The organism is Algoriphagus faecimaris, from assembly GCF_900101705.1.
Taxonomy (GTDB): domain Bacteria; phylum Bacteroidota; class Bacteroidia; order Cytophagales; family Cyclobacteriaceae; genus Algoriphagus; species Algoriphagus faecimaris.
On sequence record NZ_FNAC01000014.1, the window covers coordinates 47,884 to 69,949 of the forward strand.

The 22,066-nt window shown below is 41.9% G+C and carries 19 protein-coding genes; 8 read left to right on the forward strand and 11 right to left on the reverse strand.

What is annotated here, in order from left to right; all coding sequences use genetic code 11:
- Window positions 1-42: 42 nt before the first annotated feature.
- The 3 genes from BLQ57_RS09150 to tnpA all read right to left on the reverse strand — a co-directional run bounded on the left by BLQ57_RS09150 (window position 43) and on the right by tnpA (window position 6,030).
- Window positions 43-3,915 (reverse strand): AAA domain-containing protein, encoded by a 3,873-nt coding sequence (locus tag BLQ57_RS09150; protein WP_087938952.1) that lies wholly within the window; start codon window positions 3,913-3,915, stop codon window positions 43-45.
- Window positions 3,916-4,184: 269 nt separating this feature from the next.
- Window positions 4,185-4,997, reverse strand: coding sequence for an SDR family oxidoreductase (locus tag BLQ57_RS09160; protein ID WP_087938954.1), 813 nt, complete (start codon window positions 4,995-4,997; stop codon window positions 4,185-4,187).
- A gap of 568 nt (window positions 4,998-5,565) precedes the next feature.
- Complete coding sequence (gene tnpA / locus BLQ57_RS09165) at window positions 5,566-6,030, reverse strand: IS200/IS605 family transposase (protein WP_092824061.1); 465 nt, start codon at window positions 6,028-6,030, stop codon at window positions 5,566-5,568.
- Between the two features lie 892 nt (window positions 6,031-6,922).
- Between tnpA and rlmD the strand changes: the two genes are divergently transcribed.
- Window positions 6,923-8,329 (forward strand): 23S rRNA (uracil(1939)-C(5))-methyltransferase RlmD, encoded by a 1,407-nt coding sequence (rlmD, locus tag BLQ57_RS09170; protein ID WP_087938957.1) that lies wholly within the window; start codon window positions 6,923-6,925, stop codon window positions 8,327-8,329.
- Window positions 8,326-8,703, forward strand: a complete 378-nt coding sequence (locus BLQ57_RS09175; protein WP_087938958.1) for a hypothetical protein — start codon at window positions 8,326-8,328, stop codon at window positions 8,701-8,703. The genes rlmD and BLQ57_RS09175 overlap by 4 nt, the downstream gene beginning before the upstream one ends.
- Before the next feature lie 62 nt (window positions 8,704-8,765).
- Here the strand turns inward: BLQ57_RS09175 and BLQ57_RS09180 are convergent, their stop codons facing one another.
- The 4 genes from BLQ57_RS09180 to mce form a co-directional block, all read right to left on the reverse strand.
- Window positions 8,766-9,140 carry a type II toxin-antitoxin system HicB family antitoxin gene (locus BLQ57_RS09180; protein WP_087938959.1) on the reverse strand — a complete coding sequence of 125 codons (375 nt, stop codon included), beginning with the start codon at window positions 9,138-9,140 and terminating at the stop codon, window positions 8,766-8,768.
- Window positions 9,137-9,394 carry a type II toxin-antitoxin system HicA family toxin gene (locus BLQ57_RS09185; RefSeq protein ID WP_087938960.1) on the reverse strand — a complete coding sequence of 86 codons (258 nt, stop codon included), beginning with the start codon at window positions 9,392-9,394 and terminating at the stop codon, window positions 9,137-9,139. The genes BLQ57_RS09180 and BLQ57_RS09185 overlap by 4 nt, the downstream gene beginning before the upstream one ends.
- 72 nt (window positions 9,395-9,466) lie before the next feature.
- Window positions 9,467-10,495: a thiamine-phosphate kinase gene (thiL, locus tag BLQ57_RS09190; RefSeq protein WP_087938961.1), complete on the reverse strand. Its 1,029-nt coding sequence runs from the start codon at window positions 10,493-10,495 to the stop codon at window positions 9,467-9,469.
- A gap of 207 nt (window positions 10,496-10,702) precedes the next feature.
- Window positions 10,703-11,104, reverse strand: coding sequence for a methylmalonyl-CoA epimerase (mce, locus tag BLQ57_RS09195; protein WP_087938962.1), 402 nt, complete (start codon window positions 11,102-11,104; stop codon window positions 10,703-10,705).
- Between the two features lie 91 nt (window positions 11,105-11,195).
- Between mce and BLQ57_RS09200 the strand changes: the two genes are divergently transcribed.
- From BLQ57_RS09200 to BLQ57_RS09215, 4 genes are all read left to right on the forward strand, one after another.
- Window positions 11,196-11,522: a HesB/IscA family protein gene (locus tag BLQ57_RS09200; RefSeq protein ID WP_087938963.1), complete on the forward strand. Its 327-nt coding sequence runs from the start codon at window positions 11,196-11,198 to the stop codon at window positions 11,520-11,522.
- A 126-nt stretch (window positions 11,523-11,648) separates the two neighbouring features.
- Entirely contained in the window at window positions 11,649-12,743 is a 1,095-nt protein-coding gene (gene gcvT / locus BLQ57_RS09205) for a glycine cleavage system aminomethyltransferase GcvT (RefSeq protein WP_087938964.1), read from the forward strand.
- Complete coding sequence (locus BLQ57_RS09210) at window positions 12,740-13,444, forward strand: 2-phosphosulfolactate phosphatase (RefSeq protein WP_087938965.1); 705 nt, start codon at window positions 12,740-12,742, stop codon at window positions 13,442-13,444. Before gcvT ends, BLQ57_RS09210 begins: the two co-directional genes overlap by 4 nt.
- A gap of 77 nt (window positions 13,445-13,521) precedes the next feature.
- On the forward strand, window positions 13,522-15,066 hold the full coding sequence (locus tag BLQ57_RS09215) for a M81 family metallopeptidase (RefSeq protein ID WP_087938966.1): 1,545 nt from the start codon (window positions 13,522-13,524) through the stop codon (window positions 15,064-15,066).
- Window positions 15,067-15,104: 38 nt separating this feature from the next.
- On the opposite strand, the gene BLQ57_RS09220 is transcribed toward BLQ57_RS09215, so the two are convergent.
- Window positions 15,105-15,452, reverse strand: coding sequence for a nucleotide pyrophosphohydrolase (locus tag BLQ57_RS09220; protein WP_175444661.1), 348 nt, complete (start codon window positions 15,450-15,452; stop codon window positions 15,105-15,107).
- Window positions 15,453-15,529: 77 nt separating this feature from the next.
- Here BLQ57_RS09220 and BLQ57_RS09225 point away from each other — a divergent pair, with 77 nt between their 5' ends.
- The gene (locus BLQ57_RS09225; RefSeq protein WP_087938967.1) at window positions 15,530-16,570 is read left to right on the forward strand and encodes a zinc-dependent alcohol dehydrogenase family protein; all 1,041 of its coding nucleotides are present in this window, start codon (window positions 15,530-15,532) and stop codon (window positions 16,568-16,570) included.
- 265 nt (window positions 16,571-16,835) lie between these two features.
- Complete coding sequence (locus tag BLQ57_RS20895) at window positions 16,836-17,054, forward strand: hypothetical protein (protein ID WP_139162701.1); 219 nt, start codon at window positions 16,836-16,838, stop codon at window positions 17,052-17,054.
- Here BLQ57_RS20895 and BLQ57_RS09235 read toward each other — a convergent pair.
- The 3 genes from BLQ57_RS09235 to BLQ57_RS09245 all read right to left on the reverse strand — a co-directional run bounded on the left by BLQ57_RS09235 (window position 17,051) and on the right by BLQ57_RS09245 (window position 22,051).
- Window positions 17,051-19,135, reverse strand: coding sequence for a site-specific recombinase (locus tag BLQ57_RS09235; protein ID WP_087938969.1), 2,085 nt, complete (start codon window positions 19,133-19,135; stop codon window positions 17,051-17,053). The two genes, BLQ57_RS20895 and BLQ57_RS09235, sit on opposite strands and share 4 nt — an antisense overlap.
- 69 nt (window positions 19,136-19,204) lie before the next feature.
- Window positions 19,205-20,473, reverse strand: a complete 1,269-nt coding sequence (locus BLQ57_RS09240; protein WP_087938970.1) for an aminotransferase class V-fold PLP-dependent enzyme — start codon at window positions 20,471-20,473, stop codon at window positions 19,205-19,207.
- A 75-nt stretch (window positions 20,474-20,548) separates the two neighbouring features.
- Window positions 20,549-22,051: an ATP-binding cassette domain-containing protein gene (locus tag BLQ57_RS09245; protein WP_087938971.1), complete on the reverse strand. Its 1,503-nt coding sequence runs from the start codon at window positions 22,049-22,051 to the stop codon at window positions 20,549-20,551.
- Between the last annotated feature and the right edge of the window lie 15 nt (window positions 22,052-22,066).

Here is a 22,066-nt window from a genome sequence, read left to right on the forward strand (position 1 = left end):
CTTTTGAACCCCGCCAACTGCTAACTTATCAGACTTCTAACTTCATTTTTCTGAGTTCCAAAACCTACTCCACTTCCATTCCCATTTCCAACCTTTTTCCTCAAGCAAAATAGGATGATAAACCATCGCAGCCTTTGCAGTAGGAGCATCAAAAAATCGCTGATCATCAGTCAAAATGGCCTTTTTGTTTCCTTCCAAATCTGAAAAAATCAGATCCATCACAGTCGAAGGAATTTGCTTGGAAAAAGATATATCCGCATCCATAAGCCTATTTTTCAAACTCCAATTGATCTCAAAACCTGAAGTTTTCACTTCCGGAGGGGGAAGGTCTAACGAAATACTCTGAAGCTTAACCCAGGCCAAAAACTCTCGAAGCAAAGCTAAACCAGGGTTAGCCAGCTGAGAAGGACGGAAATCCTCCGCCTCGATCGAACTGATCACATGCATCACCCTTCTTGCCCGGGTGATAGCTACATTAAGTCGGTTTTGAGAACCCGATTTACCCAGCAAACCAAAGTTGGTCACTAGCTTTCCTTCACGGTTTGGGGCATAGCCCAAAGACAAAATCACTTGATCAAACTCATCACCCTGCACATTTTCAATATTTCGAACCTTAATAGCAGCATCTTGAAATCCAGCTTTCCATAGCAATTCCCGGATCAATTCCATCTGAAAATAATTCCCCGTCACTATCCCAATAGAATCTTGAGGGCTCAATTCTTTAATTCTCTGAACTCGATCCACAACCGCATCAGCTTCCATTCGGTTAACCTGATTTTCCCAGATTCCCTCAATCTTTTCCCAAGAAAATGGAGTTTTTCCCGCTTTGACTGTGGCATAATCCGGCAGCGTCTCCAATCGACCCCCATAAAAATGCGCGTTAGAAAAATGAATCAAACCCGGATCAGCCGAGCGATAATGCCCTCTCAATTGCATATTCTCAAAAAAGTGAGCGGACAATTCGAGCAAAGACTCTGCTTCATAGGCCATTCCTTCATCCTCTGATTCCCACTTCACTTGATAAAAGGCCGAAGGCTGAAGCTGCTTGGAGTCTCCAGCTACCAAGACCTGCTTTCCTCTCAGCATAGCAGGCAAGCCCCGCTCTACGGGACACTGAGAAGCCTCATCGAAAATCACCAAATCAAATATCTGATCAGTCGGAAATACCGCCGAAACCGTTTCAGGACTACCCAACCAGCAAGGCAAGAGTCTAAGGATTTCCACTCTAAATTCGGTAATTAATTTACGAATGGGCCATTTCTGACGCTTTTTGCTTACTTGATGAAGCAGATCCCTATAAGTCAGTCGATTACCCAACCGATTGTATTCCAGAAACTCAGAGACTTGCTCACGAAGCCGAAGCAAAGCCAAATGCTTAGATTTTTTTCGTTTCTCGAGAATAGCTTTTTTGAGTTCTTCCATTTCATGAACCAAATGAAGAGAGCCTAAATCGCTCAACATCGGGGATCGCCGCTCGATCTCCCCTATCCAAGTCAGTCTCCATCCATTCCAAAAAGCGGAAATTTGCTCTTCCAAATCAGCTTTTGGAAAATCCACTTCTAGCCGCTGACCCAATTCCCTGAATTTCCAATTTTCAAGAAACTGATCAAAGGTTTTCAACTCGGCAAAAACAGCAGGCCAATTCAAGGGATTTTCGGGAAAAACACGCTCCAAACTCTTTGAATTCAAGGCTAAAAACTGTTCCTCCGAAAACCAAAGTCGATAGGAAACCAAGTGAGCTGAAACTCCTTCCATCCATCGTTCAATCTCTCTCAAAGCATCGAAAAAGGCTGAATAGGAAAGCATTTCCCAATCCATCAAACCATGAATTTCGGGTAGCTCATCCCAATTATCCTTCCAAGCCAATAGCTTTTCGACCACATTCAGATCCTCTGCAAATTGTCCGGATGATTTAAAAAAAGGAGATAAACCCAATTTCTTTTCCTCTGCCAAAACTTGACGTTTCGACTCACATTCCTGCCGAAGAGCAAGTAGGTTTTTAGGGTCAAAGGACAGATTATTTTTGACTAGAGCTTGAAAAGCGAGCGGAAATTTTGATTTGGAAAACTTGACCTTAATCCTGCCGAAAAAATTTTGAAAAAGCGGAATCAATTGGTCTAGCTCCTCACTCAAAAGCTCCAAATTTTCGTCCAATTCAAACTTCCAGCCTCCTGAAATCTCAATTGTCTGATTCAGAAAACGGTGAATCTTGGCAATCACTTTTTTTTCTTTAGGATAAAAAATAAATGCAAAGTCCTTTTCAGGTTCTGAAAGGACCTCCAAGGAAAGTCGAAGCTTTTTGACCTTCTGCAAAAAATCCAAATCTAGCCAAACTGCACGCAAAACAGCCTTGCCTTTCTCATCCAAAAATATTTCAGGAAGCTGTTTTCGATGATCTTCTATACTATTCAGTGCAGAGGAGATTTGCACAAAGTCTGAGGGCTGAATGTTCGAAAATGATTTTCTGTTTCCCCAAAAACTTTCCGAAAAGCGATCTTGGTAAGCCTTGAAAATCACATAATCCCTTTCGAATTGTATTGCCTGCTCCAGATCCAGCTGAAGCAAGGTAGCTTCATTCAATGCTGATTTATTCAAATTTGCCTGCAGATACAGCGCCTTGATGGGAATACCTGCCGGCTCTTCATCAAATAATGCTGTCCGGAGTTCTTCAAATTTTCCTGACAGTCTAGAAATGGTTTTGGAAAGCAAGCTAAGTTCACGCTCCAACTGTATTGCATCAATCCCCCGATTTTGAACTTGATACGCTTCAATGGCTTCAATCTGAGTCTTGATTTTTTCAAAAAGGACTTTTTGATCTCCACGAAAATCATGGACCAATCCCAAAAATGGTGAGAACCCTACTTTTTCTAATCGCTCATAAACCACATCAAGCGCAGCACGCTTTTGGGAAACGACTAGTACTTTTTTACCTCTAGCAATATAGTCAGTGATCAAATTGGCAATCAATTGAGACTTGCCTGTACCTGGCGGACCTTGGATGACCAAGCTATTCCCCTGACGGACTTTGATCAGCGCACTTTCTTGAGAGGCATCGAGTGGAAAAACAGGGAATAAATTTTCTTCTCGGATGGAAGTTTCCTTTTTCTCCGAAACAAATAGCTGCTCAAAAAGATCTTCCAAGGAGGCTTGAGGAAGTTTCTTCATTAACACCTCGTAATCAGAAAACAGAAAACTCCCCTTTTGGGCAAATTGACCCAAAAGGGCATAGGGCTTCAGGCTTACTTTTCCTTCAGAAAATCGCTCCTGATCTAGGGAAATCTGGGAATTGGGAAAAGGAATAATCTGATCTTCCAGTATATTGGATTGGATCTGAATGGTAAAATACTCAGGAATCAATTTGGATAAAGCTGTCCGAAAGGCAAGCGGATCTTTGGGGAGATTTTCCAGGAGTTCGTCAGAAAAAGATTCGGGCAGAGCATGACCTGTCGCATGCCTCCAAGCCAACAAGAATGTGGGATTCAATTGCCAATTTTCTTCTGAAATCAAATTCCAATTACCATTTTCCTTACTAAGCTGAACCGGTTTTAAAAGTAAGGGACTGCGAATCAATTGCCCGTTCATCAGTTTCCCTTCTACAAAAAGCCAGGCCAGATACAAGCTTTGATCACCCGTTTCTTCTTGGGTCAATTGATCCCGAAAAGCCAATCGAGCAAGAGCTTTGGAAACTTGATTAGCCTCACTTGACCTAGGGTCGATTTCTGGAGCGATAGTGATTTTCTTTTTCCCTGAAATGAATTTTCTAAGGATCTCAAAGGCCGGTTCTCCATTCAAAAAATCCAATTCCCTTAGGTCCAGCATTCCATATCCCTCCAGTTTCGGCAAATACAAAGATCTGTTTTTGGTGGACAGGTCAGTGAGTCGATGAAGGTAGGTTTGGAAGATGGATTTGGGCATTTACTTAGGGCTTTCTGAAAAACGCTATAACAGATAAAAAGGTATCATGGGTAACGATGAGTTCATTTTTTCTTGAGGATATTTTTTCGGCTAGGGTAAGGAAATATGAGTAAAGTAGCCAATTTTCAGGTACCAAAAATTTCGATTTTGAAATTTTTAAGCTAACCTCAGGCATACCCTCTTCCTCCTTGGCCATCATTTGAAGTATAGGCATACATCTACACTCGACCACCTTGAAGCTGGCATACTTGAAACTTTTTCAGCAAGCCCTATTTAAAAGGCGAGTCTTTTTCTTTGGCCATCTGATTATACACAATTCCATCGAGAATTCCCGGCATCCATTTATTGAGAAACACGGCCAATTTCCCTTGCCCGGTGAGCACGATATCCCGCTTTCGTTTTACTATAGCTTTCAAAATATGCTGGGCCACCTCTTCCGAAGTCATCATTTTCTGCTCATCCCTTGGAGATTCCCCCTGAGAAGAACCATCAGCAGTGAGCGCTGTATTTCTAATATTGGAGGCGGTAAAACCGGGTGCCACTACCAAAACATGCACTCCTTTCTTCATCACTTCGGTACGCAAGGCTTCAAAAAAACCATTCATGGCATATTTACTGGCAGTGTAGGCCGTACGTGCGGGAGTTCCCCGGTAGCCGTTGATGGAGGAAATGCCAATGATAGAGCCTTTGGATTTAAGAATAGCGGGCAGACAAAATTTGGTCGCATAGACTGTTCCCCAAAAATTGGTATCCATGACCTTCCGAAAAACCTCCAAATCCAAGTCCTCGAAAAGCGCCCGCATGGAGATTCCGGCATTGTTAATCAAAATGTCAATTTGGCCGTAATGGGAAAGGGTTTCCTCGGCCATTTTTTGATTATCAGTTTCCGAAGCTGCATCTGCCAAAATGGGGAGAATTTCTATGTTTTTTGACCTGAGTTTGTTGGTCGTTTGTTCCAGTTTATGTGGGTTTCTACCTGTGATCGCAATTTTGGCACCTTCCCGGCCAAAAACTTCCGCACAGGCCTCTCCGATTCCTGAGGTGGCTCCGGTGATTAGGACGACTTTGTCTTTGAATTTCATAGATAAAATTTGGTGGTAAAGATAGGGATTAGAGAGGAAATGAGAAGGTTAAATCAAATCGCCCCGCTGGGGCTCTGATCTTTCTAACTAATCCTCGATTCTACAATTAAAACGCACCGCTGGCGCTTGAATCGAAGGCAGCTAAATTCAATATCTTCAGTAAAGCACTATTAGCAAGAAAAAACTGCTCCTAAAAGCCTCAGAGAGGCGTGTTGATTGTGAAATTTAACCGACATAGTAGATTCAGAGCTTCGGAGAAGCGATTTGATAAAAGCCATAAGTCATATTGTTAATTCGGAATCATGGTAGAGATCAATCAAACCGCCCCGCTGGGGCTCTGATCTTTCTAACTAATCCTCGATTCTACAATTAAAACGCGCCGCTGGCGCTTAAATCGAAGGCAGCTAAATTCAATATTCTTCAGTAAAGCACTATTAGCAAGAAAAAACTGCTCCTAAAAGCCTCAGAGAGGCGTGTTGATTGTAAAATTTAACCGACATAGTAGATTCAGAGCTTCGGAGAAGCGATTTGATCATTGAAAAATTAAATCTAAAAACCGTTCAAATTGCTATTCATCCTGAATGAATTCAAATACATATTCTTCTTTGAACTCAATCTCATATTTTTTCAAAAACCCCAAATACTCCTCCTTAAAAGTTCTTTTTCGATGGTATTCTTGATTAAGAATATATTCATAAACATTATTCAAATGTGATCTTGAATAAGAAAAAACACCATATCCATTTTGCCATTTAAAACTTCCTGGCACCCATTTCTTATCCTTTAAAAAATGACTGGAATTAGTTTTTAGGTCTTTTACTAAATCTGATATTTTTTTATCAGGATTCAATCCTACTAAACAGTGGACATGATCGGACATTCCATTGACTATTATTGGAAAATGACCAAGCTCCTTAATCATAGATGATATTACTTTGAAAAAATCTTGTCTAAATTCTTTTTTTAAGAGACTATGTCTTCCTTGTACAGCGAAAATTAGTTGGATATAAATCTGATGGTATGTATTTGCCATGTCTGATAAAGTAAAATTTAAAATACGAAAAACTGACAAATTGTAAAAACTGAAACCTTCTGATTTCTTTCCATATTAAAATCAAATCGGCCCACTGGGGCTCTGATCTTTCTAACTAATCCTCGATTCTACAATTAAAACGCACCGCTGGCGCTTTTTTTAGATATAGAGGAATTTCTTTATCCTTCAAGAAAAAAATATTTACTACAACATATCCCGATTTAATAGCCTCAGAGAGGCGTGTTGATTGTAAAATTTAATCGACACGGTAGATTCAGAGCTTCGGAGAAGCGATTTGATAAAAGCCATAAGTCATATTGTTAATTCGGAATCATGGTAGAGATCAATCAAATCGCCCCGCTGGGGCTCTGAAATTCGCTAATTCAATTTATTTACAATTAAAACCCGCCGCTGGCGCTTAAATCGAAGGGAGCTAAATCCAATATTCTTCAGTAAAGCACTATTAGCAAGAAAAAAACTGCTCCTAAAAGCCTCAGAGAGGCGTGTTGATTGTAAAATTTAATCGACACGGTAGATTCAGAGCTTCGGAGAAGCGATTTGATAAAAGCCATAAGTCATATTGTTAATTCGGAATCATGGTAGAGATCAATCAAATCGCCCCGCTGGGGCTCTGATCTTTCTAACTAATCCTCGATTCTACAATTAAAACGCACCGCTGGCACTTGAATCGAAGACAGCTAAATCCAATATTCTTCAGTAAAGCACTATTAGCAAGAAAAAAACTGCTCCTAAAAGTCTCAGAGATGCGTGTTGATTGTAAATTTAATCGACATGGTAGGTTCAGAGCTTCGGAGAAGCGATTTGATTAATAGCCTGAGAGCTTTTAAAAAGTCCAAAGGTCTTCTCCTCCTTTTTCCCTAATTTTGCGCCCATGTCGAGAAAAATGAAAAATAAGGTCATCACCAACCTCGAAATCGAGCGCATCGCTTCTGAGGGCAAATGTGTAGGGCATCATGAAGGCAAAGTGGTTTTTGTCAACCAAGTGGCCCCAGGTGATGTGGTGGATGTACGGATCACCCGAGGTAAAAGCTCCTTTATGGAAGGAGAAGCCGTTCATTTTCATGAATACTCCAAAGACCGAATCGAACCGTTTTGTTCTCATTTTGGGACTTGCGGGGGTTGCAAATGGCAGCACATCAATTATGATTTACAAAAAAACTACAAGCGGCAGCAAGTCGTGGATCAATTTGAGCGAATAGCCAAAGTTCCCATTCCGGAGGTCCTTCCCATTTTAGGCTCCGGAAAGACCCAATACTACCGTAATAAACTCGACTTTACTTTTTCCAATAAAAAATGGTTGACGCTGGATCAAATTCGATCGGGTGAAGAGTTTGACCGCAATGCTTTGGGCTTTCATATCCCAAAGATGTTTGATAAAATCATCGACATCGAACATTGCTATCTGCAAGGCGGGATTTCCAACGAAGTCAGAAATGAACTCAGAGCTTTCGCTCTAGAAAATAAACTAAGCTTCTACGACATCAGGGAACAAGTAGGATTATTGAGAAATTTGATCATCCGAACTACCTCCACAGACCAAGTCATGGTGATCGTCCAATTTGGAGAAAACGATTCGGCAGGGATCGAATTGGTGATGGAATTCTTGAACAATAAATTCCCTGACATTACATCCCTCCTTTATGTGATTAACACCAAAGGAAACGAGACTTTCCATGATTTAGAATTGGTGACGTTCGCCGGGCAGGATTACATCGAGGAAGAGATGGAAGGCCTAAAATTCCGTATCGGACCGAAATCCTTTTACCAAACTAACTCCGAACAGGCCTACGAATTGTACAAAGTAGCCCGTGAATTTGCGCAGCTCAAAGGAGATGAAGTGGTTTATGATCTTTATACCGGTACCGGCACCATTGCCAACTTTGTGGCGAAAAAGGCCAAGCAAGTGATCGGAGTCGAATACGTCGAAGCTGCTATAGAAGATGCCAAACTCAATTCCCAAATCAACGGAATTGACAATACCCTTTTCTATGCAGGAGACATGAAGGATGTCTTGAATGAGGAGTTTATCGAAAAGCATGCAGCTCCAGATGTGATCATCACCGATCCACCTCGAGCCGGTATGCATGAGGATGTGATCAATATGCTGCTAAGGCTTGCTGCTCCCACGATCGTCTATGTGTCCTGCAACCCTGCTACACAAGCAAGGGACATCGCGCTTTTGGGAGAAAAATACCAAGTGGAACGAATTCAGCCTGTGGATATGTTTCCCCAAACCTATCACGTAGAAAATGTTGTACGACTAACACTCAAATCATGATTTCAGATTTCAACGATCCCGAACTCAGTGGGAAATACCTAGGAACGATCACCAGTGATTTCATAAAAATCTCGGATGTGCTAAAAGAAGCTTCTTATCAGGTGCGCTCTCGCGGTTTTTCGGATTATCCGATTTTTCCGATCTCAAAGGAAATGCAACCCATCGGAAAAATTTTCTTGGGAAAAGCAGAGAAAAACCTCGACTGGAACTATTTCATCACCTACGTGGACGAGTTTGTACAGCGAAAATTAATTGCCGAAGAGTCTCTGCCTGAGTTTCAGAAAGCCTACAAAGACCCGGATGAATTTTGTTGTCTATTTGTAATTGATGGGGCCTTTACCAGCTTTGTTTATGTGCCTTATCCGGAAGAATAGACGTAATCAGCATCCATGCAATTAAACCCTCCAAGTGTTTTGAATCAATTGGAGGGTTATTTTTAAATCCTATTTTTTGACTTGGAATAGTTTGCTGCAGGTTCTTTTACCAAAAAATCTTCCAAGGCTTTTTCTATTAATTGATTCAAAGAAAAACCATATCGAGTGGCGGTTCTTGCAGCTGCTTTATGGGTTTCAGGCTTTACGCGAACATTAAAAGTGCCTTTATATGTTTTCTCAGGATTTTTCCCAAGCTGCTTACACAAATCAAGATAATCCTCTACCGCCTCTTCAAATGCGGCTTTTAACTCTTTTACTGAACTACCTTCGAATGTGATCAAATCATCAATCCCTTCGATTTTCCCATAAAAAAGCTCATCTTCTGCCGAAAAAGAAACCGAGCCAATAAAATTTTTATAATTCAAGACATCCTTCATAGCAAGTTTACTTTTTTTAATTGCTGAATCACCTCCTTGATGAGGTAAGATTTCAAAACTGGAATTGGGTGCGGTTTATGCAACCTGATCAACAAGTCAAGCTCTTGGTGATAAAACGCTTTTCTCGAACCAGCAGTTTTACCCAATTTTAACTCATCAAAGCCCAATTGAGACAGCAGCTTTTCCAATTCACTGAAGGTAAAATCCTTCGGATAAGAAAGTAGTCTTATTTTGAGCTTTTCCAGCTTTGTCATTTAATAGCAACTATTTTTCAGTTGCAAAATAATTAAAAAAATAACCAGATTAAAATCTGGCTATTCCAATGGTCAAAAATGCTTCCAACCCTGAGCTTTCAATTGCACGGCTGTACCACTTTTGGTCACCAAAAACTTACCTTCTTCAGCTTTGGTGATATGCCCAATGAAGTGGATATCAGGATGCTTTTCTAGTTTTTTGAAATCCTTTTGGTCAATCGTAAAAAGCAATTCGTAATCCTCTCCCCCATTGAGCACGCAGGTGATCGGATCCAAATTCAATTCCACGGCGGTATCAAAGGTCTGCTTATCTATGGGTAATTTATCCTCGTAAATCGTCGCTCCAACATTCGAAGCTTTGCAGATGTGAAAAATCTCAGACGCTAAACCATCCGAAATGTCCATCATGGAGGTGGGCACTACATCCAATTCCCGCAATTCATGAATGATGTCCATCCGTGCATCCGGTTTAAGTTGTCTAGCAGTGACGATTCCATATTTTTCCAAATCAGGCTTCATATCCGGATTGGCCAAGTATACCTGCTTTTCTCGCTCAAGGATTTGTAAACCGACCAAAGCTCCTCCCAAGTCACCGGTAGCACAAAGAATATCATTTGCTTTAGCTCCGTTGCGATAGGCGATTTGATCTTTTTGAGCTTCGCCAACAGCTGTAATCGAAATCACCAAACCACTTCTTGAAGCCGTAGTATCACCACCAATTAAATCCACACCGTAGTGTTCACAGGCAGCATGAATTCCAGCATACAAAGCATCTACCGCCTCCACAGAAAAACGATTAGACAAGGCAATGGAAACAGTGATTTGCTTAGGAATCGCATTCATCGCTGCGACATCCGAAACATTGACTGCGACAGCCTTGAATCCTACATGAGGAAGCGGAGCATAGGCCAAATCAAAATGAACACCTTCGAGCAATAAGTCCGTAGTGATCACCTTCACATGGTCTCCGGCATCGATCACTGCTGCATCATCGCCAATACCTTTGATGGAAGAAGGGTTTTTGACGACTACTTTTTCATTCAAATGATCAATAAGACCAAACTCACCGATTTCACGTATTTCTGTTCTCTTTTCTGACATTTCTTGGTATGTGATTCGTTGTTAAATTATTGGTTATTGGGTTTTTGAGTTACAGGGAATTAGGATTTAAGGTAATGTATGAAGTTCCAAACTAATACAACAGCTAAGAGAGCCTCGGGTTGGCAATGCTGCCTACTGCAAACTTTTCAGATTTCTGACTTTCCTAATAGCTTCGACTCCGCTCAGGCTGACAATACTGCTAACTGCCTACTTTCTTTCCTGACATAATTCCACCAACACCCCATTCGTACTTCGGGGATGCAAAAATACGACTAATTTATTGTCTGCTCCTTCCTTTGGCGTTTCATTTAAGATTTCGAAGCCCTCGCCTTTCAATCGCGTTACTTCTGAATGGATATCTTCCACATCAAAGGCGATATGATGCACTCCAGGTTTTTTTTTCTCCAAATACTTAGCGATGGCGCTCTCGGGTTTTGTTGCTTGAAGCAATTCCACCTTGGTTTCGCCAACTTGAAAAAAAGAGGTCTCCACTGCTTCTCCCTCCACGGTTTCAGTTTTAAAATGGACTTTCCCCAAGAGTTTGGCAAAAAGTGCATTGGACTCTTCCAAGTCAGCCACAGCGATACCGATATGTTCTATTTTCTTCATATTAATAATTCGTATATTTGTGAGTGAATCTTTTCAGGTGAGGGAATGTTTACCCCCTGAAATCATTAAGTAGACGTAAAGATAAAAATATATGATCATCGTTTCTGACAAGGCCAAAGAACGAATTTTGGAACTAAAAAAAGAGGAAGGCCGAGCTGAGCACGAAAATATCCGCGTATCTGTCAAAGGTGGTGGATGCTCCGGGCTGATGTACGATTTGGGTTTTGATGGTGACACGGTAGAAACAGACCATGTTTTTGAAGACAAAGGAGTCAAAATCATTGTAGACCGGAAAAGCCTATTGTACCTCGCAGGTACTACTTTGGAGTTTTCCGATGGGCTGAATGGCAAAGGCTTTCAATTCGTCAATCCCAATGCGAGCCGTACCTGCGGATGTGGGGAAAGTTTCTCGATATAAGCCTCACTCGTCATTTCAAAATTACAAAGGCGATCCGTTTTGGGTTGCCTTTTCTTTTTATGTAAATCTCTGTCTCAAAATTAGCTTCATTCCTTACCTTTGCCTCCAATAAAAAACGAACCCAAAATGGAAACACCCATCAAAAACATTCCTCTAAATGATCTTCATGTAGCTCTTGGCGGCAAAATGGTGCCTTTTGCAGGCTACAATATGCCTGTACGGTATAGCTCGGACAATGAGGAGCACCTTTGTGTCCGTAATGGAGTCGGGGTTTTTGATGTTTCTCACATGGGCGAGTTTTTTGTAGAAGGCCCACAAGCCTTGGATTTGATCCAGAAAGTCACCTCCAATGATGCTTCGAAACTTGTCATTGGCCAAGCTCAATATTCTTGTTTTCCCAATGTAAAGGGCGGAATCGTGGACGACTTGATCGTTTACAAATTTGAAGAAGAGAAGTACATGCTCGTCGTCAATGCTTCCAATATAGATAAGGACTGGGCTTGGATAAATAAGCATAACACTATGGAAGCCAAATTAACCAATGCTTCCGATGAATATTGTCTTTTTGCTGTGCAAGGACCCAAAGCCATCGAGGCTGTCCAACCCCTTACTCCAGTCAATCTTTCAGAAGTAAAATTCTATCACTTCACCATGGGAGAATTTGCCGGAGTTCCGGAAGTAATCATCTCAGGTACAGGATATACCGGTGCGGGTGGTTTTGAGATTTATGTGAAAAATGCAGATGCTGAGAAGGTCTGGAATGCGATTTTTGAAGCCGGAAAAGATTTTGATATCAAACCCATTGGCTTAGGTGCAAGAGATACCCTGAGAATGGAAATGGGCTATTGCCTTTACGGAAATGACATCAATGATGAGACTTCCCCTATCGAAGCAGGATTGGGATGGATCACCAAATTCACCAAAGACTTCATCAATTCTGAAGCTTTAAAAGCACAAAAAGAAGCAGGTGTGGAAAAAAAATTAGTAGGCTTTGTGATGCAGGAAAGAGGAATTCCAAGAGGGCATTATCCCATTGTGGATGAAGCCGGCAATTCTATTGGTGAGGTGACCTCCGGAACTCAATCTCCCTCCATGGGCGTAGGAATAGGCTTAGGCTATGTGAAAATAGAATTTAGCAAACCTGGAACAGAAATCTTTATCCAGGTAAGAAATAAAAATCTGAAAGCTCAGGTTGAAAAACTACCCTTGTTGAAAGGATGAGAAACATCGAAGTCTGCTTCAGTCCGGAATTAATCCATTTGCATGAACTGCAGGGAAAAATCGTGGTGGTAGTCGATATTTTTCGGGCTACCTCCACGATGATTGCCGCTTTAGCCAACGGAATTGAAGAAATCAGTACTTTTTCGGACCTAGAGGAATGTCGTGAAATGAAAGATCAGGGCTATTTGATCGCAGGAGAGCGAAACGGTCAAACTGTAGAAGGTTTTGACTTAGGCAACTCCCCTGTGGCATTTTTGAAAAAGGACTACTCCGGTCAAAAACTTGCCATGACGACCACCAACGGCACCTTGGCAATCTCCAAATCCAGTGCGGCAGATGAGATTTTGATTGGAGCTTTCCCCAACCTGTCTGCCACCATCACTTACCTCCAAAAGCAGAAAAAGGATGTACTCATTCATTGTGCTGGATGGAAAGGTCGATTCAATTTGGAAGATTCACTCTATGCTGGCGCCTTAGTCAAGTCTCTGGAATCGAGCCATGAAGCTGATGAGGATGGGGCTTTGGCGATGAAGTCGCTCTTTGAAAAAGAAGGCCATCAGATGAAAGCCTACTTGAGCAAAGCTTCTCATGCCAAAAGACTACAAAACCACGGAATTGAGGCCGATATTGATTTTTGCCTAACCTTGGACCTGTATGAGCTAGTGGGAAAAGTCGAAAATGAAAAAGTGAGAGCAATTTAAGCTAAACTCATTACCTTTTCTCTGAGAATTTTCCAAAAAATGCTGGTAATTTACCCCTTCAATCAAACCAGCCATCAATGAAGAATCTCCTCGGCTTCGCCCTGATCCTCCTTTTCGTTTCCTGTCAAAAAGAAAAAGAACTTCCCAGAATTGCCATAGCAGGCTTGGCCATTGAGTCCAGCACCTTTTCTCCAGCTCGATCTACAGCAGAATCCTTCAAAGCCAGAATTGGCGAAGACGTATTTAATTACTACCCTTTTTTGGCTGACAGCTCTGAAAATAAAGCACGAGCTCAATGGTTTCCAACCTTGCGAGGCCATGCGATTCCGGGGGGAATGGTCACCCGAGATGCTTATGATTCTCTAGTGAATGTTACGCTAGAGATGCTAAAAGAAAATCTTCCTTACGATGGACTATTCTTTGACATTCATGGTGCCATGAGTGTAGAAGGATTGGATGATCCCGAGGGGGATTTCATCATCAAGGTGAGAGAAGTAGTGGGTGAGGAAACCCTGATCTCCACTTCAATGGATTTGCATGGAAATGTTTCTCAAACTTTGGCCGAAAACACCGATCTAATCACCTGCTACCGAATGGCCCCTCACGAGGACGCGCTAGAATCCAAACAGCGGGCTGTTGAAAACCTTTTGGATCGACTAGAATCGGGAAAAGGAAAACCTGCCTACAAAGCCTGGATTCCTGTCCCTATTTTACTCCCCGGAGAAAAAACAAGTACCCGTATCGAACCCGGGAAATCACTATACGCTAAAGTGGATCCCGAAACCCAAAAAGAGGGCGTAATCGATGCAGCGATCTGGATTGGTTATGCCTGGGCCGACGAACCCCGAAATCATGCCGTGGTGATGGTCACAGGAGATGATGAAAATCAAGTCAAAGAAAGTGCGGAATATTTGGCAAAAAGTTTATGGGAGGTGAGAAATGACTTCGAATTTGTGGCTCCGGTAGCTTATCTGGATGAAAGTCTGGAAATGGCTCTAAACAGTGAGAATAAGCCTTTTGTGATTTCTGATATGGGAGACAATCCTACTGCAGGTGGGGCCGGCGATGTGACTTGGACTTTAAACGAAATCCTAAAACGACCTGAATTCCAATCCGAAAATGGTCCAGAATTAATTTATGCATCGATCCCAGGGCCGGATTTGATAGAAAAAGCTAAAAATGCTCAAATCGGTGAGGAAATCTCCGGACTGGTAGGTGCTATAGTGGATGATCGCTTTGCTCCGCCGCTGAACCTTAAAGGCAAGCTACTTTCCTTAGAAATAGGTGATCAAGATGCCAAAACAGAAGCAGTGGTCCAGGTTGGCTCAATCAAAATCATCGTCACGGAAAAACGAAAACCTTATCATCGCGAAAGCGACTTTACCAACCTTGGGCTGAATCCAAGGGAAACCGATATACTGGTAGTCAAAATCGGCTATTTGGTACCAGAATTATATGACTTGCGAGGAGACTGGATCATGGCCTTGACACCGGGAGGTGTGGATCAGGATTTGGAGCGATTGGGCTATCAACGCATTCAGCGACCAATGTTTCCGCTTGATCCGGACATGCCCGATCCTGACTTGTCAGCAAGATGGATCAAGGCATCCAATAACTTATAAAAAAAAGCTGTCTCAAGATAAAACCTGAGACAGCTTTTTTATTTAAGCTTTTTATTCTCCTTATGTCGGGTGGCATCTCGGATATTTTTCTTTTCCAGATTTTTATAAAATGCAGCAGTCAAATCCACTCCTGTTTGATTAGCCAAACAAATCAAAACCCACAGAATATCAGCCATTTCATCCCCAAGCTCTTTTCCTTTATCGGACTCTTTAAAGGATTGCTCTCCATAAGTACGAGACATTAGACGCGCCAATTCCCCTACTTCCTCCATCAAGATGGTCATATTAGTAAGTTCATTAAAATAGCGGACACCTACCGTTTTGATCCACTGATCCACTTGGTTCTGAGCTTCAGAAATGGTCAGCTCCTTATTTTCGCCATTCATCATCTTTCAATTAAATAAGAGACCAAGTAACTAATAAAAAATGGAAGGTATTGGGTAATTTTCACAAAAAAGAACTGATGAAGGCATTGATTTACGAAGGATTTCAATCCACGCCCAGTATTCAAACTGTAGCTGATCCCGCTCCACTCGAAACGGAGGTAATCATAAAAGTAAAAGCCACTGGCCTTTGTCGATCGGATTGGCACGGTTGGATGGGGCATGATGAAGATATTGAGCTACCTCATGTCCCCGGACATGAATTTGCAGGAGTGATAGCTGCTGTAGGCTCAGGAGTGAAAAAGTGGAACATCGGAGATCGGGTCACCGTTCCCTTTGTCTGCGCCTGTGGAGTTTGCCCTACCTGCCATTCCGGAAACCAACAGATCTGTGATGACCAATTTCAGCCGGGCTTTACCCATTGGGGTTCCTTTGCTGAGTACGTAAAAATAGGGAGAGCAGACACTAATTTGGTGACTTTGCCTGAAGACATGAGTTTTGACACAGCGGCGAGTTTGGGCTGTAGATTTGCCACATCTTTTCGCGCAGTCGTGGATCAGGGGAAAGTGGGCGGAGGTCAATGGGTTGTAGTTTTTGGATGCGGAGGTGTAGGGCTTTCAGCAATTATGATAGCTAAAGCACAAGGTGCCCAAGTCATCGCAATTGATATTTCAGATAAACAGCTGCAAAGGGCCAGAACACTAGGAGCTGATTTTTGCCTCAATTCCAAAAATCATCATGCTATTGCTGAAGAAATCATGGAAATCACCAAAGGTGGAGCACAAGTATCGATTGACGCCTTGGGAAATAGCCAAGTGGCTTATCAATCCGTTTGTTCCCTCCGAAAAAGAGGAAAGCATATTCAGGTGGGATTACTTCTGGATAAAGAAAAGAATACTGCTCTACCAATGAATTTAGTAATTGCCAAAGAGTTGGAAATTTTGGGAAGTCATGGCATGCAGGCTTGGAGATATCCTGAAATGATCCAACTTATCCAAACTGGCAAACTGGCTCCAGAAAAGCTGATAGGAAAAAGAATCACTTTAGCAGATGCCGTAAAGGAACTTCCCGCTATGAATCGATTTGAAAATGAAGGAATCACAATCATCAATCGGGTGTAGCCATGCAATTTAAGTTGTTTTCTCTTATTTTATTTTTGCTTAAAGTCAGTACTGCAGAGGCTTGTAAATGTGCTGTTACCCTTGATTTTTCTGTCAAAGAGATCGAAAAATACGCCTATATCGCAGTGGTGAAAATTGGTCAAAAAACGCCAATGGACAGCTCTGCGTTAACTCAGCGAGGACTACCGTATTACTTTACAGCCGAAATTGAGAAATTACTGTCTTTAAGGGAAATCCTCGTCAATCGCTCAAAATCCAAGGTGGAATGCGCGAATTTGGTTATTATTCCTCCTGTGATTACGGCATAGGTGAAGGAGAAACTTGGCTTATTTTTGCGAGTAAAGTCGGTGGAGAAATTGAATCAACACCCTGCACAAGGACCATAGAAATCGACTCACTTCAACCAGACCTAAAATGGAGAAATGAGGAAGCTAATTCCCGAGTTAGACTGCTGGAAAAATGGCGAATTGAAGAAAGAGATTAATCTTTGGTAGGTCTTACCTTTTCACTTTCATCAGAGGAATTTTGCTGATCATTTTCATCCTTATCTAGAAGTTCATTTTCTGGCTTTTTTTTCAATTTACTTACTCGCGGTGGGAAAAAGAATTCAGAGGGCCTATAGACAAACCAAACCAAAATTGTCCGAATCAATTTTCTGGTCTCTTTGAAATTCACTCCCCTTGACTTGATCGCTACAAAAATAGCCAGTGAGAAACTCACCAGAAAATTCATCAAACCTATCAGGATGATACCCAAAATAGACATGAAAACCTGGTAGTCGTTAAGCTTATGCCCTATGGAAGCCACTGCCAGCCCGAAGTTGCCAGAGGAAAAGGTAATGTGTCTGATATCAAGAGGAAGCCCCAATATATAGCCTATAGTGCCTGTAGAGCCTAAGAAAATCCCTAGGAAAAAATTACCTGCCAAACTGCCCAAGTTTTGATCAATGTAATTCCCAAAATTGACCATACGGGTTTTTCCAAAAATCTTCACCAAAAGCTTATGTTGCTGAATTCGCTGAGGAATTTTATTGTAGACACTTTTATTGTCATAGTACCCTGAAATCAACCCTGACAAAAACAAGAAAACACCAGCTATCCCTGCATGGAAGATCGCATAACTGTTAAATGGATGCAATTCATTGATCAATGCGATCGCCTTGTCTGAACCAGCCACATGTTCTCCATAGTACCAATGATACCCGTAGGCTAGTAAAAATGCCACAGGAAAAGCGGCAAAAACATTGCCCACAAAGGCGATAAACTGGCTTCTGGAGAGCCTTAAGATTACCTCTGCAAGATTTTCAATTGCTTTATCTTTAGGCTTAGTCACTTCATCCAGCGCAGCGGCGAGTTTGGAAGCAGTCATGGCCGGCTGCTTGGTGGCTAGTGTCGAATGAGAAACATGAATCCCTATAAAGCCCAAGGAATAATTCATGCTATATAGAAATGCTTCACCAAAGGGTGAGGCCTTCATATAATAGATAAAAACCTTAAATATGGATAAAAACCCGACGATCAAGCCACCTCCCATGGCCTTATAGAGCATTTTCATCCATTCCGACCCCGTATTTGCGATGTAGTGTTCTCCTGTTCTTCCGGCATGCTCAGTAACCTGAAAGGCCAGCAATCGCACATTGGTATCAAAATGATCCTGAAGGGAGTTTTTCTTATTTTCAGAATAAACCAATGCTTTGAGTAGTTCGATCTCAGATTCAAAAGGAGCCGCACCCTTGATCTTCACTGCCAATCTCATGAGCGTCCGGAGACGATTGATATTCTGATTGATTCGATTGAGCAAATAGGTCAAGCTGATATCTGCCCCAAAACGCCGCTTGTTTTTACGAATGAGGTTAACATAATCTACACACTGACTGAGCATTACCAAAATCTGCTTGTAATCTGCATTTTGATCTGATCGGTCAAAATCTTTTGAATTCTGATAAGCATCCAAGTAGCTAAAGATCTCTTTATTTTGGACGACAAAAGGGGAATCAAACTCCTCCAGTTCAGGCAGCTTTGCTAGAATTTCAGGTTCTAGTCCCATCGCTGCTACTCGCTGTGAGACCACCAAAATACTGTTGAGAAGATGTGTCGTCATACGAGCATCTAAGTCCAAGCGCTCAAATTCTTCAAATTCAAACTCTAGAAATAGAGTGACCCAAGCCTCTCTAGAAATAAGCTGAACCCACTTATGATCCCAAGTTTCATGAAAAATCTCATTGAAGGTCGCCGTATGGTCTGTCTCTCCATACAAGCGAGGTAAAAACCAAGAGTTGATTCGGTCAAAAGCCTCCGTAAAAAACCCCTTACCCGTAGGCATACCGGAATCCGTAAAAAGCTGAACACTCTGCCTCGAACAAATAAAGCTTTTCAAATATTTGATAAAATCGCGCTTTGCTTCAGGAAACTGTCTGATCTCGGCCAAAAGTACCGCCAATTTTTCTTCCGCTAGTTCCGGCTTTTTCTTAGGTGGACGGATACGATCTACCAACCGAACCAATCCAATTGGCGAACCTGCATTCTCCAGTACATTTACATCTCGAACCAACTGTGGAAAGGTCATAAATTAAAAGCTTAAGCTTCTTTAAAGAATTCAAATTTAATTTTTTCTTTTTATTCTCTCTTCTCTTTTTTAAGTACTCGCAAAATCTCCAAGAGCTTTAAGGAGTTCATCAATTTCACTTTTGCTATTATAAATATGCGTGGAAATCCTAATCGCATTTAATTTAGCCTCGTGCACACCTCTGACCCTAAAACCCCTTTGAACTAAAAACTTTGATACCTTTGTGTAGGGTACCTGCGAGAACCTAAAGGTAGCCACACTGATTCTAGATTTTGACTCCTGTGGAGTCAAAATCTCCAAGCTAGGAATCTCTTTAAGCCCATCCATCAGATAAGAGTTCAATTCCCTGACTCGCTTCTCTATCTTTTCTTTTCCCAGCTTTTGATGAAAATCAATCGCTGCCAGCACACCAAGGTGTATTGGAGTACTCTGTGTACCATAATCATAGCGATGCGCTGTTGGCACATAGCCTCCAAAGGAAACTGATTGTGAACTTAACTCCCAACTTTTATCAGAATAGGCCCCGACGTGATAAGCCTGAAGCACATCGAGCAGCTCTTGTCTGACGTATAAAAATCCAGATCCATTGGGACCACACATCCATTTATGAAAACAGCCAGCATAAAAATCTACTCCCAAGTCGGCCAGGTTCAAGTCAAATGTGCCCGCCCCATGTGCTCCGTCTATTGCAGTAAAGATTTGATTTTTCTGCGCTAAAGCCGCTATCTCTTTAATCGGGTATACTAATCCCGTGGTACAAGTCACATGGGGAATAGCAATCACCCTAGTTTTGGATGTGATGGCCTCTTCAACCGCTCGTACATTTTCCATCTGGGTAGGTTTTGGCTCGATAACCTTAAGTACAATGCCATGAAGCCTAGCTCTATTGAGCCAGGGAATCGCTCCTCCAGCATGCTCATGTGAAGTCAGGATGACCTCATCCCCTTTTTCTAAGGGAACTCCCCATGCCATGATATTAATCCCCTCGGTGGTATTATGGGTAAGGCTAATTTCAGAAGTTTTAACCCCAAAAAACTCAGCAATTTTAGCTCTCCCTTGACTAGGATTTCCATAATCTCCAGTTCTATTTGTCTGATCCAAACTCTCCTTTACTGCAGCAATCACAACATAAGGAGACGGTCCAAAAGTGCCATTGTTAAAATAGCTCCGGGTGCTTTCCAAGGGGAATTCCTGCCTTACTTCTTCCCAAACATCCTTCACAGCTCTTTTTTGAAAAGCTTTCTCTTTGGCGAAAGCACTTGGAGGTATACCCAGAAAGGCACTGAGTGAGACAATCTTTTGAAGAAAATCCCTTCGGTTATTTGCTGAATTTTGCATTTGGATGACTATTTACGGCTTAAAAACTAGAGAATGTTGGAGATTTCCAAATACTATTATTTATACGACTCCAGCCTAGGTTTTTGAAGAAAGGACTCCCTTCCCAGCTTGGAGTTCGAGTGTTTGATTGACTATGGAGGGCACATCTTCTTCATAGTGACTTACAAAGATCACTGCTAGGGAATAAGTTTTCGATAGCTCCGAGATAGTTTCTTTGAAGAGCTGACGCTGCATGCTGTCGAGGCCCTGAGATGCTTCATCTAAAATTAGAAGGTCGGGCTTTTTGATCAATGCCCTTGCGAGTAATGCCCATCGCATCTTTTCAAGTGACAAACTTTTAAAAAGTAGGGTTGCCTCCTCCTCCAAATCAAAGAATTGCATCCACTTGCTGGCCAAGTTTTTTTGTTGTTCTGTAGGTTTTTTAAAAAGTCCCATGGTATCAAAAAAGCCGGAGAGGATGACCTTTTCACAAGTTTGATTAGCAGGAAAAAACCTTGCAAGCTCGGGTGCCACAAAGCCTATTGGGCGCTTGATATCCCAGATGCTCTCGCCTGTCCCCCGTTTTCTTCCAAACAAATAAATGGATTGGGAATAGGCTTGGGGGTTTTCACCAATCAGGATAGAAATCAAAGTGGATTTTCCCGAACCGTTTGGACCTTTGAGTTGCCATTTTTCTCCAGGATTGATTTTCCAATTGATGCGATCTAAGACCTTTTTTCCCCCATAGCTAATCGAAACTTGCCTGAGGTCCACTAGTACTTGATGATCGCTTGGAGAGGGAGGAAGAAGCTCATTTAGAAGGGACCAATCCCAGGATTTTTTCACCTGATAGGCAGGCTCTTGGGGAAATTCATTGGAAAGCCAAATCTGACTTACCCCTCTTGAATCCAATTCTGCAATATGACTGACCCCATCGGGAATATCCTCTGCAGAGGTTGTCAGTAAAACATGAACTCCAGCCTCTTGTATTTTCTTGATAAGCCCTCCAAAATTATTCCTTGTCGTCTTATCCAATCCTGTCATAGGGTAATCCATGAGGAAAATCTTAGGCTGCTTTAAAAGCCCTCCAGCCAAATTTAATCGGCGACTTTCACCATTGGATAGTTTTAATAGTGATTCATCTTTTAGCGCTTTTAAATCCAGTAGTTCCATCACTGAAGCCAAGGTCCAAACCCCTTTTTTTTCTCCCAAACAATCTTCTAAATATTCCTTGACTGTGGACGCCTCATCGGATTCAGAGGAATTAAACCGCTGCTGAAAATAAAAATTTTGAAGATTCGATTTATTCTTGAAGGTGTAAGCTTGAGAGACATAGGCCATCAAATCTCTAAAGCTATTGACTTCCTTTTTTTGGCTCTTTTCTTCAAGGTAGTCCATTGCAAAAGGTCTCGAAATCTGACCACTGAAAACGACCGAATTTCCTCTTAAGGTCTCTATAAAAGCCGTTTGCAGCCAGCCAGAAGCTGAGATAATTGCCCAACATTGACCTCTTTCCCAGGAAAATGATAATTGGTCAAAAGCTTGTTTTCCCTTGTAGGCAATTTTACATTGGCGAATTTCAAGTAGGTTTTGAGACATCCCCTAAATTAGAGA

Excerpts from the sequence above, each read along its gene's own strand:
- BLQ57_RS09215 (WP_087938966.1), top strand. The coding sequence starts at position 13,522 with ATGAAGAATCTCCTCGGCTTCGCCCTGATCCTCCTTTTCGTTTCCTGT.
- BLQ57_RS09150 (WP_087938952.1), bottom strand. The coding sequence starts at position 3,915 with ATGCCCAAATCCATCTTCCAAACCTACCTTCATCGACTCACTGACCTG.
- BLQ57_RS09185 (WP_087938960.1), bottom strand. The coding sequence starts at position 9,394 with ATGACAAAGCTGGAAAAGCTCAAAATAAGACTACTTTCTTATCCGAAG.
- mce (WP_087938962.1), bottom strand. The coding sequence starts at position 11,104 with ATGAAGAAAATAGAACATATCGGTATCGCTGTGGCTGACTTGGAAGAG.
- BLQ57_RS09160 (WP_087938954.1), bottom strand. The coding sequence starts at position 4,997 with ATGAAATTCAAAGACAAAGTCGTCCTAATCACCGGAGCCACCTCAGGA.
- rlmD (WP_087938957.1), top strand. The coding sequence starts at position 6,923 with ATGTCGAGAAAAATGAAAAATAAGGTCATCACCAACCTCGAAATCGAG.
- BLQ57_RS09225 (WP_087938967.1), top strand. The coding sequence starts at position 15,530 with ATGAAGGCATTGATTTACGAAGGATTTCAATCCACGCCCAGTATTCAA.
- BLQ57_RS09175 (WP_087938958.1), top strand. The coding sequence starts at position 8,326 with ATGATTTCAGATTTCAACGATCCCGAACTCAGTGGGAAATACCTAGGA.
- BLQ57_RS09240 (WP_087938970.1), bottom strand. The coding sequence starts at position 20,473 with ATGCAAAATTCAGCAAATAACCGAAGGGATTTTCTTCAAAAGATTGTC.
- BLQ57_RS09235 (WP_087938969.1), bottom strand. The coding sequence starts at position 19,135 with ATGACCTTTCCACAGTTGGTTCGAGATGTAAATGTACTGGAGAATGCA.
- gcvT (WP_087938964.1), top strand. The coding sequence starts at position 11,649 with ATGGAAACACCCATCAAAAACATTCCTCTAAATGATCTTCATGTAGCT.
- BLQ57_RS09200 (WP_087938963.1), top strand. The coding sequence starts at position 11,196 with ATGATCATCGTTTCTGACAAGGCCAAAGAACGAATTTTGGAACTAAAA.
- thiL (WP_087938961.1), bottom strand. The coding sequence starts at position 10,495 with ATGTCAGAAAAGAGAACAGAAATACGTGAAATCGGTGAGTTTGGTCTT.
- BLQ57_RS09210 (WP_087938965.1), top strand. The coding sequence starts at position 12,740 with ATGAGAAACATCGAAGTCTGCTTCAGTCCGGAATTAATCCATTTGCAT.
- BLQ57_RS09245 (WP_087938971.1), bottom strand. The coding sequence starts at position 22,051 with ATGTCTCAAAACCTACTTGAAATTCGCCAATGTAAAATTGCCTACAAG.
- BLQ57_RS09180 (WP_087938959.1), bottom strand. The coding sequence starts at position 9,140 with ATGAAGGATGTCTTGAATTATAAAAATTTTATTGGCTCGGTTTCTTTT.
- BLQ57_RS20895 (WP_139162701.1), top strand. The coding sequence starts at position 16,836 with ATGCGCGAATTTGGTTATTATTCCTCCTGTGATTACGGCATAGGTGAA.
- BLQ57_RS09220 (WP_175444661.1), bottom strand. The coding sequence starts at position 15,452 with ATGAATGGCGAAAATAAGGAGCTGACCATTTCTGAAGCTCAGAACCAA.
- tnpA (WP_092824061.1), bottom strand. The coding sequence starts at position 6,030 with ATGGCAAATACATACCATCAGATTTATATCCAACTAATTTTCGCTGTA.